The sequence below is a fragment of the Pseudomonas sp. FW305-3-2-15-C-LB1 genome (assembly GCF_058787615.1).
This window is the reverse complement of record NZ_JBYSZX010000014.1, coordinates 130,492-145,640: the sequence shown is the minus strand read 5'-3', so window position 1 is coordinate 145,640 and position 15,149 is coordinate 130,492. Positions and strand designations below refer to the sequence as shown.

The following is a 15,149-nucleotide window of genomic DNA, read 5'->3' as shown; positions in this document are numbered from 1 at the left end:
TATCCGATCCTCACAAGATGCCGGTGGCGGTGGTCAGCAGCCAGATACCGACCACCAACAAGATCGCGCCAACCGCCACGGACAGACCGAACTGACCCCAGGTAGAGCGCCCGGAGTGGATCTCCGAATAGCGTGTATAGGCGTGGTAACACACCCCGATAAACATCGATGACACCACTAGCAGGGCGACCAGCACCACGATGTCGAAGGCGTAATTTTGCAATGTCTCGATAATCCCGCTGCCCTGGCCGCGAGAGGGATCTTCCATAGTGGGTAATTTGGCCCATACCGGGAATGGTTGCAGGAGGCCGATGCCGAACCCTAACCCTGTGCGAGTACGCATGATGTTTATTCTCCCTTCAGGAGAGCAGAAAAAAGGTCAGTGCCAGGTACAGCGCGACCACGCGCACGGCGACTGCAAAAAACTGGCGTTGACTAAGGCGCTGCTCGGCCCAACCGGTGTACGCGGTGCTCAGCGCCCAGACACTCCACAGCAACATCAGTGCAAAAAGCGCAGAGAGCAGTAACCAGGACAGCTCCGAAGGTGTGAAGCCAGCGCTGGCCTGGAAGGCTGTGAGTTGCGCGGCGGTCACGGAGATGGCTCCTGCTCATTGCGGTAGCCACCCACCAACTCCACCACATCACGCGGTTGGGCGCGGGGCGGGGACAGGTAATCCTGGATGCCTTGGCGCACGCGTTGAATGTCATGATGCAGACGCTCGTAGTCGAAGTGATACCGAGAGGGCGTGACACGAGGCTGTACGCTGCTGTGTTTCGCCATTCGCTCAATGGAATCGAGTTGGCGCATAACCAGCGTCAGTCGGGTGCGCTGTGCTGACTCATCGGCTGAATAGGCTGCGTGTGGCGTGAGTAAAAACGCCCACACGATGGCGCAAAATGCTTGTGTGCTTCGAAACAGAACAGTTGCCATCATGGTGTTCCAACAGAAGTGTTGGCGAATAGTGATCGGCAAGCTTGCAACCGGCTGCGGGGAATGGGACATGTGTCGAGACCGGATTCGCAGCTCGGCCAGGGCCTATAAATGCTTTTTGAAGTTGGCCGCTGTGATACTGGCCATCACCGCAAGCAGCACAGTCATTGGGAGGGCAACCAGCAAGGGGTTGATGCTGACCGGTGAGGCCAGATAGGCTGCCCAGGGCAGGGCGGTCAGGGGGATGAGGCAAGTCTTGGCGCGATGGTAAACAAACCCCGATTCGCGGCCTGCACCGAAGCGGCGAAGGTCGCGCCGAACCAATCCGTCGATCACACCTACCCATAACGCGGTGAGACAGAACGGCAGGCTCAGGCACAGCACCATCAACCGAACGCCAAACACCAGCACGGCATAAGCCGAGGCGATCAGGTAGTTTTCAATAAGGGCAGCGAGGCGGCCCCTGTAGTACTGAATATCCCAGCTATATCGTCGTGTCTGCTCGTGAGCAGTGCGCTTTTGTGCCGCGAGGCCGCTGTCCACCAGGATGAGTTGGTAACCCCGCATCATCCAGCGTTCCCCCGTTTTCCCAGGCTCGGAAACCAATAGGCTGCGGGTGAAATTCTCGGAAAGCTGATCAAGCTCAAACGTCAGCATCGCTTGAGCATGACGCCAGCCTTCCTGCTGCCAGAACAGGGTCATGCCCACGCACTCGACAACAATACTGAGGATTAATGATCCCAGCAGCGCGCCGAGTATATGAAACGGCAACATCACTAATCGCCACAGGATGCTTCTCGGTGGCGTCGGTTGGCGTTGCGCTGTTGCGCTTGGCGAATTCATAAGTGATGACTGCGCTCACACCCATCATCGGGTGCAGATTGCGGTACCCACCAGGCTTGCGTCGGCGCGTACTGCTGACGCATGTAACCCGCCAATACCTGCAAGTCTTCTGGCATTTGCTCATCGGGGTCAGGTACCGGCAAGGGCATACGAATCTTCCATAGCTGGCCGCCTTCCAGCAGCGCAAAGGCTTGCCCCTTGGGCAACGCCACCACGTGCGCCGGCTCAATCAATGGCACATTGTTGGTGTTGATGCGGTCGTGGGTATTGGAGGTAAACGCCGTCTGCCCGTGAGGGTCGGAGCTGTCGGTGGTGCCGCTCATGACTTGAGCGTTGTATACGTCCACCTTGGGTAACTGTTTGGTCAGCAGTTCTGCTGTGGCTGTTTCGCGTACCCGCAGCATCACCAGGTTATTGAAGTTGCCGACCACTTGACCGGCTTTGGCGCGATTGCCGATTCTTGCCTCGATGTCGCTCAGGGTTTGCGTATAGGCCGTCACCTGTATCCCGGCGCCGCCACCTTTGTTGATCATGGGAATAAACTCATCGCCCATCAGCTCGTTGAACTCATCGGCGTGCACATTGATCGGGATTTTGGTGTTGGCCGAGGCGCCTGGCAGGCCATCGTCCACACCAAATTTGTAGAGGTGACCCGCCACTGATACCAGGTCGGAGAACATGGAGTTGCCTACCGCAGCGGCCACTTCCGGATCGGACAAGGCATCAAGTCCCACATATACCACCGCTCGTTTACGGATGATCTGCATCCAATCGAAGATCGGCCGTGGGTCTTTCAAATCCGCGTAGTCGGGTGCCAGTAACTGCGCGATATTGCCCGTGGTGAGTTTCTCCAGCAGGGGTAGTAGCGAGGCGACGATCTTGTCGAAATAGGTGCGGTCATAACGCACAGCAGAGCGCAGGCCATCCATTACCGGATCGTACAGCCGTGCCTGGGAAAGGTATTGCTCGATGGCCACCACACGCCGCTCGCGCCCGAGCATGTGACGCGGCGTGTTCTTCTCATTCAATCGCGCTTCCAGCTGCACGATGGCATCCCAGGCCTTGGGTTCATGCTTTGCAAAAAACTGCGCGGCGTATTCGATAAACAGCGCGTCGATATTGATCACGTGCCGCTGAATCAGCAGGTAGTCCGGACGCTGCCCCAGCTCCACCAGGGCGCGAGCGATGATATTGACGAAGCGCCAGGCAAATTCGCGGAAGGCGGCGGAATTGCCTTCGCCGGAGAGCTGCCCGGCGATGCGTGAGGCAACCTCAGTGATGCGCCCAAAGCGGCCAATGGCGTTATAGCGCGTCGAGATTTCCGGATGGCCCAGATGGAAAACGTAAAACTCGCCCAGTCGACCTGCGCGCTTAGCCTCTACGTACATGCGCTTGAGCAGTTCGGCATCACCTTTGGGATCAAAGACGATGCAGACCTCAGCGCGCCGAATATCCTGGGTGATGAATAACTCGGCCAGCCGGGTTTTACCGACGCGGGTAGTACCAAGCACCAGGGTATGACCCACCCGTTCGGCCAGCGGCAGTGTGACGTCAACTTCATCCAGCTCAACGCCGTGCAGACGCGGCAAGCCGCCTACGGGAGGCAAGGGACGAACCGGGTTTAGCGGATGGTCCCAGCCTGTGAAGCGTGCAAGCTGATTGAAGGGAAAGGGTGCAAACTCCAGCCGCGATTCCAGTCGTCGAATGGATTGATACAGCGCGGTGGGCTCAACGTATTTGCGAAATTCCGGCCGGTAGGTTTGCTGCAGACGATGGGTGTGGCGTTGGTCCCAGCGAAAACCACGACCAAGAAAAAGGCGTTGGTTACTGACCGGGATTTGCCGACTGGTCATTACATAGCGCGGTAGGCGCCGTAGCTGTCGGCGGTAACGGAGCACAAGTTGGGCTTGCCTGAGGCGTAGCCCGCCCAGACTGGCGAAGCCCAGTGCCGCAGCGGTGCCCAACTCTGGAGTTAATGCCAATGACCAAGGGGCAGCGAGGCTGATGGCGGCTGCTGCACTGCAGGCGGCGACGCTGTACAGCTCAACGGCAGGGCGCAGCAGAACTTCTACCGGGTGCTGCTGACTCACTTTACTGCTCGATGGCCCCGGCAGTGATCAGCGCCGGGTAGTGGTGAAGGTTGAGCCGTTGGGCCAGGTCGTCGGCGGATACGGGCGATAAAGTCAGGCCGGGGGTCAATTGTCGTAACTGGTCCAGGGCGGTTGGCGTATCGACATTGACCACTAGCCCGATAGCACCGAGCTCGCGCAAGGTCGAATAGCGTTGTTGCAGCCAGTGGCGCGAGCGTGGGTCGTCGCCAACCAGAAACAACGGTGGCAGCCCCGGCGCTTCCAAAGGCCGGAAGCTGACCTCTCCCGGAGTGAGCAGAGCCGATCGCACCGGCAGCATGTCGGTCTCACTAAATGAAGTGGGCTCTTGCGCCCATGCGAAAGGACTCAAGGTCGCCAGTAGCCATAGATATTTTGATCTGCTCACTGCGATCTGCTTCCCGTAGGGCTCTGATGGGTCAACCTTGCCAAATGCACGCTGACTCGATTGCGATAGCGCACGGCGAGTTCACCTCCGGCGGGCCTGTGGTAGCGGCCGATGGCCGCCAGCCAGCTTTCTTCGGGGCGGTAATGCTGTCGTAAGATAGAGGCGGCGACTGCCAGGTTTCGGTAGGGGTTGAGTAGCTCGCAGGGGTGTTGATAGTGGTGTTGCTGATAGCCCAGGTTCAGTTGAGCCAGACCCGCATCGATGCGAGTGGGTGCCACTTGCTCCAGCGCGGTTTGTATTGCACTGCAAGCCTGAGCACGCGTCGGGTAGTAGTAAGAAGCGCCGGCGATGTTCAGCGTCCAGGGCCATGGAATGGTTTGGCCGCGTAAAGTGATGCCGCTTTCTTGCAAGGCGACGGCATAAAGCACCACGGCAGGAATACCGGCTTTTTGCGCCGCATCCTCATAGGCTGGAGGCTGGGCGTTGGCTGCAATCGCCCAGAACAGGCACAGGCTGACTCTCATCACTGACGTAGCCATTGCCCGTCTACCTGGTGAAGGACGGCGGGCAGCTCTCCGGCGATATCCAGTGACTGCCAACGGCCATTGTCGTGGTTTAGCGTGATACGGCGATCGCGGACCTTATCCCGATCGACGCCTGCGCGCTGTGCCCATTGGCGAATGCGGTTGTCGTCTTGCTGACTGCCCACCAGGTACAGGTCAAAAGCAGTATGGGTGGTTTGCAGTTGCTGGATCGTTCGCTCGCAACGCTGGCATTCATCGCTGACAAACACCGCGAGGCGCTCGATTGATAGCGGGGAAGCGGCAGGAGAACCGGATAGATTTACCCGCAATTGGCCCGGAAACTGTTGAGCCCAAGCATTATCGTAGGCGCGTTGGTAGGCCACTAGCTTTTCCACGCGTGCAGCTTCGGCTTGTACCTGCATGGCAGCGTAACGCTGGCGTTCATCCAGTGATCCCGCCTCAATGCCTAGTGCACTGAGCGGGTCCAGATTGGGTGAGTAAATACCGAGAGGCCCCTGCATCAACTGGCGATACCTGGCCCATTCCTCAGTGGTGAGTTGCCAAGCCTGCGCCAATTCGGCCTCGCTCAGCGGAACAATGGTGGAGGACTGGCTTGGACTGTCGATGAATTGAACATCAGCGTTAGCCGTCGTACTCAGTAGGGCTACTGCGAGCAGTCTCGCCAAGCTCATGGCGCTTGCTCCAGCGGCTTGGCAGGCACCGTCTGGCAGAACTGTTCGGGCCAAATTTCCACCAAGGTGTAACGACCGGAGCGAATCACCGGGGTAGGCGTCGGTGCTAGCTCAACAACAATAGGCTCCATGGGAGCCGGGGCGGGCGTCATACAGCCGCTGATCAACGTACTGCACAACAGCAGCGCTGGGAGTGTCTGAAATGAGTGAAGCGCCATGGTGTGTGCTCAATCGCAAGAAGTGAGCCCAGCTTGGCGATTGCTCGTTCTAATGACTTCACACAAACCGTGTCGACGCATACCCGTGTTCAAAATGAAACGGCCTCCGAAGAGGCCGTCTGGTGAGTGTTACTGGCATCAATATTCTTCTGGCAGCAGAAGCGTTGTGATGCTGCGATTAGCTTCAGTGATGATCCACAGGCATTGACCATCCGGAAGGTTGTACGACGAAAGCACACGGTTACCGTAAATAAGAGCATCAGCATTGGTCTGCCGGTCTTCTTCACAAAGGTCACCCCAGTCGCCTTGCAGATGGCGCATCAGGTATTCCAATGGCTCCAGCTGACCGCTACTCACCAACGCTTCGACACCGGGTGTCATGCCGGCGATACCGAGCGACAGTATTGAATCGTCTTGCGTGTTATTGACTAAGGACATGATAAAACTCCCATGGGCCCTTCAAGGCCCTCTAGTTAAGGACCGTGACGATCAGAAGAACGCTATGGCTGCGTCAGGTAGCGACTCGGAGGAGCTGGCAGGCGATAGTTCTTCAGCAGCCTCATCCCGTGGTTTGGGTTCGGCTTTGTAAACCACCACGCCGTCGATCTTGATCCAGCTGACAAACAGCAATCGGGCTTTCAGGCTCACCCCTTGCTGGCCGGCATGCTTGCCTTTGGCATAGGTGAAAACATCTGCCCATAAATCGCCCAGGCGAAAGCCGATCAGCACCTTGCGTTCAGCGGTCACCGCTGGCACGCATCGACGAATGAGATCCTGAGCCTCGGCGCCGGACACCCGCACGTCGAAACGGCAGTAGTTCACGTCGGTGCTCGGCCCAGTCAAAGCGGCGATATCGCACGCGAGAAAGGCTTGGCCTTTTTTCGGAGTGACTTCCCGAATGCGGTTGAGATAACCGAGGCCGGAGATATGCAAATCGAAGTAGCTGGGTTGAGTAGTTTCAGTGGTCATTTCGTGCCTCCAGAGGAAAGCGCAAAACGGGACACACCGAGCCCCAAAGGGAGGTCAGTCCCGTTGGGGTTATGGATCGTGAGATCCGGGTAGAAGAGGGAGCATCCATCATCAAACTGCAATGAGCGTTCGCGCGGGGGGTGCAAGTGCGAACTGGTCAGGTCAGCGCCGCCGGAGCGGCGTCGTAGCCTTGAAGACCGGGACTACCTGGGCATGTTGCTGATAAGAGTCAGCGGACATGTACAGCAGGATGGGCTGTGGAGGAGTCGTTGTCATTTTAGAAATGGGTCTCCCAAAGCCTCCATTTTTTGATACCTGAATGAATTGATCCCTACCGAATTTGAATCGAGATCGGATGATCAGTATTATTTTTCGATGATCGCTGTTGTATGAAGCGGTATGGGTTCAATTTTTCCTGGAAGTAGACGGTCAAAGGGAGCTGGCAATGAGCGTTACACCTACGCAGATCAAAGACTTCATTCAAAAATCAGAAGAGTTATTACGTTTACGACTGTTTGCCGATAGGGTTGGCTTTGAGGGGGATTTCCCTCCGATTTCCCTTGGCGGGCTGGTATGGTTTTTTGATACAGCGAACGTTGAAGATCTTGATGAATTCGACGAGTTTTTGACTAAACAAGCCGGTGCTATGCAACGCTTTATCGCCGATGTATACGAGCACCGTATTAGCAGATGGCGCATTACAAGCGAGTTCCTCTGTGAGCTTGCGCTGATCTTAAAATTCCCTGAAATTTTCAGCGAAGAGCTCTTAGTTAGCTCGGCAGGCTGGGACGAAAATATTGCTCAGTTAGTTGTTGCTGCTGGCAAGCGTCAGGCACTTTCATAAGACCATTTTCTGGATACAAACAATGAAAATCACTTTTTCCGATCAGCATGCAGAAACATTAACTGGGGTTAATTTCGCGGCTGAGGTCGATGGACAGGCGTTCTTGTGCATCGTTTCTGACGAGGCGCTGCAAGATATCAATCCTAGTAATGCTCTCGCTCAAAAGCTAGTTCAATATTCTTCCAACGTTCATCGTATACGGGATATTGCTAAGAAGAAAATTCTCGCAGGTCAGACCTCTCCTATACAGATTTTCAGTGCGGACGTTGTATAGGGCCTGCTTGTATTAGCCTAAGGGCGTTAAAGGGCGCGAGGAGGTCTGGAGATAAGGCAGTCGCCCTTTAATCTCCTGCCTCAACGTCAGAAAATCAAATGTCTTCGCCCTCATTCGTAAGTAGTTCCGTGTCCGGTGATGCCGCTTTTCGGGTTAGCGTTACAGCTTCAACCCGATAGGGCAGAATCCCCACCCGCCGCGCCTCTACCTTAAACGTCACCCGCTCATTCTCATCCTGATCCTCCCACGCATCCCTCACCGTGCGCCCCTCCACCAACACTCGCATGCCTTTCTGATAAATCTCGCTTCAGCGTTGCGCATCGCGATGCCAAATCTCAACCGGGGCCCAATACCCTCCACGGTCTTCATAGCCGTCCTTAACCGGTACAGGGTTGTCAAAGTAGATATTCAGCCGCAGCAACCGCCGTGGCTCTTCATTGCCGTTGGGAAACTCCCGATACTCGGGCGCGGAACCAATATTGCCTTCACCAAAAAAATGCGTGCTCATGGGTTACTCCTCGGGATTGCCAGGTCGGTTGGCACGTTGCAGGTAGGCTTCCTCTGCCCGTGCCATTTTCTGTGCACAGTCGAAGGCTTGACGGGAAAGGGTGTGGCTCAGGCTGATCTGCATATTGGTGACGATGCGCTGCAGTTCCAGGGCGTACAGGTCATCAATCAATACGCCGGGCGTAGCCTTGTTGCTGATCAGTTCTTCCCACAGCGTTACGCCCATCGCACTGCGGTCCAGATTGCGCCAGCGTAGAAAGGTTGTGCCGGCGCTGGTTGCTTGCTGGGCCAGTTGAATGGGCAGACGATTGAAGGGGTAGGCTGTCGCTTGCGCCAGAACTTTCCGTGCAGCAAGTGCGATCAGTTCATCCCGTAGCTGTGCACAGTCGCTGGCCCAGATCTCCAGACTCCCCTTACCTTTAAAAGGCTGTAAAAGGCCTTTTAGGTAGGCTGTCTGTTCCAGGGCTTGGTAGTCCACAGGTTCCAGTGCTTTGAAGTAGACCGGGATCATAAGTCGTGCTCCTGATCGGTTGATTCAGTGGTGGTGCTGGCTCCATCTGACGGGATAACCGCTGGCGCAAACTGCGAACGACGAGTGCCGTCGAAGATGTCTTGCGGCAGGTCGCCGAACCTCTCGCGGGCGGTGCGCGCCAGAGCGTTGTTGGCGGTAAAGTCACTGCGCCGGCAACCGGAGTACCGATATTGCTGGGCCAGGCTGAACAGGCTGCGCAACGCATGGGCACCGTCGTTGAGCCAACGCGCCAGGGTGCTGCGATCGATCAGTGCGGTGTGGTGGGCGAGGATCAGGCGACGTGCGAGGTTGTCGTAATCGGCCAGCAGGTAAACGGCTTTGAAACCCAACTGGGCATTGATCAATAGCGGCAGGTTGATCGGATGTAGGTTGCAGTTTTCCCCCAGATGAAGCTCCGGCGGAACATCGGCCAGTGTCTGATCAACCTGGCCTCTGAGCACGCGCAGCCGATCTTTGGTGTCGTTGAGTTTGTCTTCGATACGCAGCATCCAGGCATCTGAATACGGGTCATCCAATTCGGCGCCACGCTTCATTTTGCTCATGATCGTGATGAAACCATTCAGGCCGATGATGCCCGCGCGGCCCTCGGCGGGTGTTCGGCCTTGCCAGATGCTGGTGGCACGCTGGGTGTGCAGGGTCAATTCCATGCTGCTGCGCAATGCGCCGAGTACGGGGGGCTGGTCGTTGTCCATGGTTGCCAACGCTCGATGGGGATAGAAGCGTGTAGCTTCGGAACTGCGTAGAAGGCTGTCAGTGATCAATCGGTGGTGAAGGGCGACCGGTTTTAGAAGTGGAACGCAACGGCACTTGTTGGACCTATCCCCAGGGGATAACAACGCAGAAATCAGCGATCGCGTAATCGAAACAGCGCGCGTAATTCAGCCATATGCGTTTCGGCGACTTCAGGGTCACGGGGAGTCCGTTGAGGCGCTTCAGGCATACAAGAGGCCGAGGTTTTGGTGGGCGCGGCCCAGGGGGTGAATTCACCCTTAAGCGCTTTTTGAATAATCCCGAACAGGTAGCCCGCAGGGTTGTGCACCTGCTGATTGCGGCAACGCGCGCTCCACTCATCCAGCACTGCTTGCTGCAGGTCGATACCTAGCTGGCCCAGCGCGATACGGGCCGCCGATTGTTGCGCCGGCTTGAGTGTGTTGAAAACGCTGGGCCAGCGAAGGTCGGTCGTTTCAGTACGTACTTTTTTTATGGCTTTTGTACTTACTGTACTGACGTGCTTCGGAATCCGAAGAGGGTGCTGGGGCGTGGGTTTGTTGCCTGCTTCGGATTCCGAAGTGCGGGGTGACTGAGTCCGAAGACGGTGGTCTGTACCTGCTTCGGATTCGGAATCAATGCTCTCGAGAAAGACACCGTCCAACCGCTGCATCAACAACTGGATCCGTGTGGGCAAGAGCTTGCCCTGGAGCAACGGGTCAACGCTGATTTCCTTCAGAACCTGTACTGCCACGCATTGAACGGCTTTGCTCAGATGGTCCAGTGCATGGCTCACCAATTCCAGGTACTCCGGATCCAGTTGCAAGGCCTCGAATGGCGTCAGTGGTTCATCGTGCAGTACGTACAGATTACCCTGTATCCGCCCGGTCCTGGCATCACGACGGCGTTGCACCAGGCTCAACCAGCGTGACAGCCGCAGCATGGTCAGCGCTTTGGCGATGGTTTCATGGGACGCCTTGGCGCCGCAGGGTACAGACGCAAGAAAGGGACGCAGTTTTTCGTAGGAGGGGAAAACCATAGTGCCATTGTCCAGCAGTTGCAGACGGATGATTTGCCAGGCATTGCGCTCAAGTGGCGTAAGCCGGATATCCAGAAAGAGGGCGCGCGGCACGGTTTCATGGCGGTTACCGCTGAAGAGAAAACCATCGCCCGTTGAAGTGCCGGGGCTCGGCGGTTCGCGAGGGCACATGATTCATACCAACTGTTGTTCTATCCAACTGCGGCCGGCGGCCCAGATCACCGAAGCCGGATGACCAAGGCTCTCTGCGAGGTCGAGCGCCAGCGCGAGCAACGCTTGATCATCATTTAGCGCAATGGCGCGGGTATCCACTTGGGGTTTCCATTGGTGCCACAGTTCGGTCTCTTGATCTTCGGTGAGCACTGGGTGGCGGCCTTTGCGTTTGGGCAGCCCGAGGATGTCTCGACGCAGTGCGATTTCCTGGTGGGTGAGGCCGTAAAAGGCGCAGACCATTTCGGTGCTTGCTCCGAGACGCAGCATGCGGTCCACGTTGGCCACTTCCTCGGCGGTGTTATCGGCCTGGCGCAGTATTCGTTCAATGACGCCATGGTTGACGCTGACGGTACACCACGGGGCCTGAGAGTTGAGCAACAGGCTGACCAGCGCTGGTTGCTTGAGCGCCGCCAGGTCACTGTCACTGAAACCCATGGCTTTGCATCGCCGCAATTGACCGTTACGCAAGTCATGCAAGGCCTGGATGATCACTGCCTGGTTCAGTGGATGTGGCATCAACATGGTGTCCTCCCTCAGGCGAAATGTTCGACTTGGTGTAGGCGGCGTGCCAGCCGTATCAGACGGAAAAGCTTGATCAGGCTGTCATCGTCCAGACCTTCTGCAGTACCGGACTGAATCAGCAGAGTATGAAGTTCGACGGAAATACCTGGCGTAACCATGGCGTGCAGCAGCTTCAGGGTATTTGAGCTGACCAAAGTGGCGTCGGCGCTGCATTGAAATCCGTAACTGTGATCGACAGCCTGCAGGTCGTTTTCCTGTCCAATGCTGCCGGCGATTTCCCTGGCAAATTGGGCGATATGAATACGCAGGCGGTGAGGTACATCCAGGCTGGGCTCGATACGCCAGAGATCGTTGATCGGGTAGAGGCTGTCGGTGTTCACGGGTAACGACAGAGGCTCACCAGCCGGTTCATTTTGTTCAGCTACCATTTTTTGAATGGCCGCCAGTCGTTCGATGACCACAGGTTTCTGAGGTTGTTGTGGTGGTGATCCCGGGAGTGGCAGTGTTGGAGCCGTGCTTTCAGTCGTTTCAGGCATGCGGGTGAGCGCGAGCTGACGGCTTCCGACGATGGAAATATCCAGAGCCAAGGTGTTGTAATCGACCCCGAGATGTTCGGCCATTTGGCCGATCAACTCGTCCTGCAACCGCGGAAACGAATACTGTTCGGGTTGATTGTCAAAGGGGGCCAGCGCGTCCTGAAATACGTCGGAAAATACCAACGTATCCGTTTTGCCACTGCGATGCTGGTCCCATGTGCGCTCTGCCGCCCGGCGTAAAGTTGCTAATCGCTCGACCTGATGACGTCCCAAACCGCCATACAAGATTTTTGGAATTGCCGGCAGCAAAAACTGCACGGCATCTTGCATTCTGCTGATATGGGATTGTGCAATTGGATAACCATCGGCAGACAACAACCGTGCAAGGTCCGACTGCGTTATCCGCCGTGCCAACTCCTGTTCGTAAAGCTCGCGTGATTTCTCTATTCCCAATGCACGCTCGATGAACGTCAGCCGACTGTGTAATTCGCTCTCGGCCAAATGCCCGGTCAAAGCGACAATTTCACCTCGTACAGGCCAGGGGCGAAACAAGCAGGGAATACGAAAGTAGCGTTCTTCTTGGGTTTCACGCCATAACTCCCACAGAATGGCCAAGCGAGTGTTGCCGCCATTACGAATGATAAAAAATGCCTCGTCCTGGCGACGTGTAATGGAGGGGGGCGCATCCAGGCCACGTTCGCGAATCGATTCCTTGAGCTCGCCATAGCGTGGGTTGCGGGTAACCCGCGGGTCCAGCTCATAAGGCCGCAGTTGCTCCAGCGTCACAACCATTGGCGTATCAGCCACCGGGTCACTTAAGGCCGCCTCCGGCGCCTGCGCAGGGGAAAAGCCGGGCACTTGCAACTGTTCTGCCATGGCCTGAACCTCCTCAAACGTGGGCATGCCCGCTGCCCTCTAGCTTTTTTTCGCCGACTTTTTTGAAGCGTGCCTCCCATTGCGGAAACAGTTCGCAGGCCAATGAACGCATGGTCTCCAGAGCTGCCGGCGCTAATCGCCCGCTAGGGCGACGCATCTCAACGCGATGGACCGCCTGCTGTTGGGTTGCCGCTCGGGGATAGGCCTCAATCGCGGGGACAGTTGTATCGAGCACCGTAATTCCGGGCTGATCCAAAAACACCTTTCTCAACGTGAATTGAATCAACCGTGCGTTGGCGGAGACAGGGTGCACGCGGTTGATGAGTAGGCTCAAAGGGGGGAGGGATATGCCGAGGTTCTGATAGGTCGCCAGGTCCCTGAGTAATTTCAGGGTTCCTCGCTGCAGCTCGCGAGCCGCCAATATTTCAGGTGTGACCGGTGATATCACTTGATCTGAAGCCAAAATCACCATTTCGAGCAAAACGCTGCGCGCGCCTTGGGTGTCGATCAACAATAGATCGTAGTGCTCCTGAAACAACGGCAGTAGATTGCGTAGACGCAGTCGCCCATCAGCAGCGTGCAGCAACAGCGTGTTGAGTTGCCCTTGCCCATCATTGGATAACAACAGGTCAAGACGCGGAATAGTGGTGTGGCACACCAGCTTTTCCAGGTGATGCTCGTTAAATGCCAACAGTTCGTAGGCGCCGAAGGGCGCGCGGTGCTTCAACTGAAAGTAACTGGACAGTGTCGGTTGTACATCCAGGTCGAGAAGCAAAACTCGCAATCCGGCGTCAGCGATGAAACCACCCAGGTTCGCGGCGGTAGTGGTTTTGCCCACGCCGCCTTTGGTCGAGACAATCGACAAGACGTTCATGGTGTTTGTGAGTGCTCAGCGAGGCGTTCGCTGATCCAGCAATGGACCTCATGGGAATCCCAGCCCACTGCACGCATTCCGATTCGTTTGGCAGCGGGGAAGCGGCCGTCTTTCATCAGGCTGTACAGGTGTGAGCGTTTGAAACCCGTGATGCGCTCGACTTCGTCACGGCGCAGGATGCGTCGATCAGTGAACGGCACGGTGCAGTCATTGGACATTTGTAAACTCCTACGCTGTCGTTGGCCTTAGCCAGGTAGGCACAGTGAAGGGCAGTGCATTCCGCTCGTCATTGCACTGGCAATTGCCAAGTTGCAGCTGCAATTTTTTGTTAAGGGGCCTTCAGTCGGCGCCGCGCAGCGGCGAATTTGGTATCCAGGCTGCGTTTGCTGATGCCAAACAGCTCACCGCTATGGGCGACGATGGTGCTAACCAAAGAGTCTTGGCTGTCAAACACGGAGTAGCGTTTGCCAGCAGGCGAGCGGCTGAATATCACCTGCAAAACCGCGCCAAGCACACATTCATAGCCGCGCTGGCTGCGTTCGTTCAACGGTGACTCCTCGTCGACCCTTTGTAACAAGGAATCGCGCTCAGCCACTGCGGCGACGAATTGTTCATGCAAGGTTTGATGAAGTGCGTTTAGCTTGTTGACTTGGATTTGCAGCGCATCCCGCTCGGCTTGTAGAACGTGAAATGCCCCTATGCTGATGGCGGTATGAGTGGAGCGTTCCATTTCGTCGAACAAAAAGGAAGGTTTCTGATCCGGGTAGTAGTGTTTCATCCACTCCTTTAAATCGCTGTGCCGCAGCGTGAGAATTTCCGGAGGGACCTGCGTGCCAGGCACCACTGTGATGCCCAGTGATCCATAAGGAAGATCCCTATTCACTATCGCATCGAGTAGCTTTTCCATATTTAGATGAAGGCATGGCCATTCCGGAAACACTGAGTTCAAAGAGCGGGGTTCTTTGTTGTATACAGTGATAATTTTTAGCTCATGAGCCTGTAGGCCACACCATCTGATTGCGGCTTCGATGGGGTGATAGAACAACTTGAAGGAGTGCTCGCAGCTATCCTTGTCGTACATTCTTTAGTCCCTTTTACCGTCACTTGGAACTGACGTCTGCGTCTATAACGTCATATATTGAAATTGGATCCAATTTAACGAATTTTATCTCAATATTGTTTTTGGTTGTCTGTCGGCAAGGATCGTCTGGGACGGCGGAATAAGAGTTTTCTATTGTAAGAGTTGGTTCAATGTCTATCGCAGGTAGAAAACGGAATGTATAAATCTAATTTCCGTCGACCATGTCTTGGATGAAGCTCTACACATTGGAATATCTTGGTAGCGGGATTGAGCTCTTGCAGTTAAAGGATGCACCCACCAGAGTTATTTTTTCAGTCGAGAACCAGGATTCTCGACAGCATCATTGAAAGTCGTAAACTTAGGACTAGAGGCTATATGAATGTGCTTAAGCTTAACGTGATGCACAATTCCCGAACCGTTGCGCGGCTTGTCATTTTCTGGTTAGCTCAATATGCTTGGGAATGGGTGAA

19 protein-coding genes and 2 pseudogenes are annotated in these 15,149 nt (G+C 55.9%); 2 read left to right on the top strand and 19 right to left on the bottom strand.

Annotated features, from left to right (window positions below; all coding sequences use genetic code 11):
- Positions 1 to 10: 10 nt before the first annotated feature.
- The 10 genes and pseudogenes from AC3WP7_RS23755 to AC3WP7_RS23710 all read right to left on the bottom strand — a co-directional run bounded on the left by AC3WP7_RS23755 (position 11) and on the right by AC3WP7_RS23710 (position 6,673).
- Positions 11 to 343, bottom strand: a complete 333-nt coding sequence (locus tag AC3WP7_RS23755) for a TIGR03745 family integrating conjugative element membrane protein (protein WP_102592037.1) — start codon at positions 341 to 343, stop codon at positions 11 to 13.
- 16 nt (positions 344 to 359) lie between these two features.
- Positions 360 to 593, bottom strand: coding sequence for a TIGR03758 family integrating conjugative element protein (locus AC3WP7_RS23750; RefSeq protein WP_102592038.1), 234 nt, complete (start codon positions 591 to 593; stop codon positions 360 to 362).
- On the bottom strand, positions 590 to 931 hold the full coding sequence (locus AC3WP7_RS23745) for an integrative conjugative element protein, RAQPRD family (RefSeq protein WP_207240094.1): 342 nt from the start codon (positions 929 to 931) through the stop codon (positions 590 to 592). Before AC3WP7_RS23745 ends, AC3WP7_RS23750 begins: the two co-directional genes overlap by 4 nt.
- A 105-nt stretch (positions 932 to 1,036) precedes the next feature.
- Positions 1,037 to 1,774: a TIGR03747 family integrating conjugative element membrane protein gene (locus AC3WP7_RS23740; RefSeq protein WP_102592040.1), complete on the bottom strand. Its 738-nt coding sequence runs from the start codon at positions 1,772 to 1,774 to the stop codon at positions 1,037 to 1,039.
- Entirely contained in the window at positions 1,771 to 3,864 is a 2,094-nt protein-coding gene (gene traD / locus AC3WP7_RS23735) for a type IV conjugative transfer system coupling protein TraD (RefSeq protein WP_102592041.1), read from the bottom strand. Before traD ends, AC3WP7_RS23740 begins: the two co-directional genes overlap by 4 nt.
- Before the next feature lies 1 nt (position 3,865).
- Positions 3,866 to 4,195 (bottom strand): annotated as a pseudogene (locus AC3WP7_RS23730) (integrating conjugative element protein); the annotation flags it as partial.
- A 71-nt stretch (positions 4,196 to 4,266) separates the two neighbouring features.
- Complete coding sequence (locus AC3WP7_RS23725) at positions 4,267 to 4,809, bottom strand: transglycosylase SLT domain-containing protein (RefSeq protein ID WP_102592043.1); 543 nt, start codon at positions 4,807 to 4,809, stop codon at positions 4,267 to 4,269.
- Positions 4,794 to 5,486 (bottom strand): TIGR03759 family integrating conjugative element protein, encoded by a 693-nt coding sequence (locus tag AC3WP7_RS23720; RefSeq protein ID WP_102592044.1) that lies wholly within the window; start codon positions 5,484 to 5,486, stop codon positions 4,794 to 4,796. The genes AC3WP7_RS23725 and AC3WP7_RS23720 overlap by 16 nt, the downstream gene beginning before the upstream one ends.
- 356 nt (positions 5,487 to 5,842) lie before the next feature.
- Positions 5,843 to 6,142 (bottom strand): hypothetical protein, encoded by a 300-nt coding sequence (locus AC3WP7_RS23715; RefSeq protein WP_102592046.1) that lies wholly within the window; start codon positions 6,140 to 6,142, stop codon positions 5,843 to 5,845.
- 51 nt (positions 6,143 to 6,193) lie between these two features.
- Positions 6,194 to 6,673: an STY4534 family ICE replication protein gene (locus AC3WP7_RS23710; RefSeq protein WP_102592047.1), complete on the bottom strand. Its 480-nt coding sequence runs from the start codon at positions 6,671 to 6,673 to the stop codon at positions 6,194 to 6,196.
- A gap of 445 nt (positions 6,674 to 7,118) precedes the next feature.
- Between AC3WP7_RS23710 and AC3WP7_RS23705 the strand changes: the two genes are divergently transcribed.
- Positions 7,119 to 7,517, top strand: coding sequence for a hypothetical protein (locus tag AC3WP7_RS23705; protein ID WP_102592048.1), 399 nt, complete (start codon positions 7,119 to 7,121; stop codon positions 7,515 to 7,517).
- A 22-nt stretch (positions 7,518 to 7,539) separates the two neighbouring features.
- The gene (locus AC3WP7_RS23700; protein WP_102592049.1) at positions 7,540 to 7,791 is read left to right on the top strand and encodes a DUF1488 family protein; all 252 of its coding nucleotides are present in this window, start codon (positions 7,540 to 7,542) and stop codon (positions 7,789 to 7,791) included.
- Positions 7,792 to 7,885: 94 nt separating this feature from the next.
- Here AC3WP7_RS23700 and AC3WP7_RS23695 read toward each other — a convergent pair.
- The 9 genes and pseudogenes from AC3WP7_RS23695 to AC3WP7_RS23655 all read right to left on the bottom strand — a co-directional run bounded on the left by AC3WP7_RS23695 (position 7,886) and on the right by AC3WP7_RS23655 (position 14,679).
- Positions 7,886 to 8,299, bottom strand: a pseudogene (locus tag AC3WP7_RS23695) (single-stranded DNA-binding protein).
- A 3-nt stretch (positions 8,300 to 8,302) separates the two neighbouring features.
- On the bottom strand, positions 8,303 to 8,809 hold the full coding sequence (locus tag AC3WP7_RS23690; protein WP_102592050.1) for a DUF3158 family protein: 507 nt from the start codon (positions 8,807 to 8,809) through the stop codon (positions 8,303 to 8,305).
- Positions 8,806 to 9,522 (bottom strand): PFL_4669 family integrating conjugative element protein, encoded by a 717-nt coding sequence (locus AC3WP7_RS23685; protein WP_102592051.1) that lies wholly within the window; start codon positions 9,520 to 9,522, stop codon positions 8,806 to 8,808. The genes AC3WP7_RS23690 and AC3WP7_RS23685 overlap by 4 nt, the downstream gene beginning before the upstream one ends.
- A gap of 152 nt (positions 9,523 to 9,674) precedes the next feature.
- Positions 9,675 to 10,748, bottom strand: coding sequence for an STY4528 family pathogenicity island replication protein (locus tag AC3WP7_RS23680; RefSeq protein ID WP_102592052.1), 1,074 nt, complete (start codon positions 10,746 to 10,748; stop codon positions 9,675 to 9,677).
- 3 nt (positions 10,749 to 10,751) lie between these two features.
- Complete coding sequence (locus AC3WP7_RS23675; RefSeq protein ID WP_102592053.1) at positions 10,752 to 11,312, bottom strand: DUF2857 domain-containing protein; 561 nt, start codon at positions 11,310 to 11,312, stop codon at positions 10,752 to 10,754.
- 11 nt (positions 11,313 to 11,323) lie between these two features.
- On the bottom strand, positions 11,324 to 12,724 hold the full coding sequence (locus AC3WP7_RS23670; RefSeq protein WP_102592181.1) for a ParB family protein: 1,401 nt from the start codon (positions 12,722 to 12,724) through the stop codon (positions 11,324 to 11,326).
- A 13-nt stretch (positions 12,725 to 12,737) separates the two neighbouring features.
- Positions 12,738 to 13,598 (bottom strand): ParA family protein, encoded by an 861-nt coding sequence (locus tag AC3WP7_RS23665; RefSeq protein ID WP_102592054.1) that lies wholly within the window; start codon positions 13,596 to 13,598, stop codon positions 12,738 to 12,740.
- Positions 13,595 to 13,816 (bottom strand): helix-turn-helix transcriptional regulator, encoded by a 222-nt coding sequence (locus AC3WP7_RS23660; protein ID WP_102592055.1) that lies wholly within the window; start codon positions 13,814 to 13,816, stop codon positions 13,595 to 13,597. The genes AC3WP7_RS23665 and AC3WP7_RS23660 overlap by 4 nt, the downstream gene beginning before the upstream one ends.
- Before the next feature lie 110 nt (positions 13,817 to 13,926).
- Positions 13,927 to 14,679: a hypothetical protein gene (locus AC3WP7_RS23655; RefSeq protein WP_102592056.1), complete on the bottom strand. Its 753-nt coding sequence runs from the start codon at positions 14,677 to 14,679 to the stop codon at positions 13,927 to 13,929.
- Positions 14,680 to 15,149: the final 470 nt, after the last annotated feature.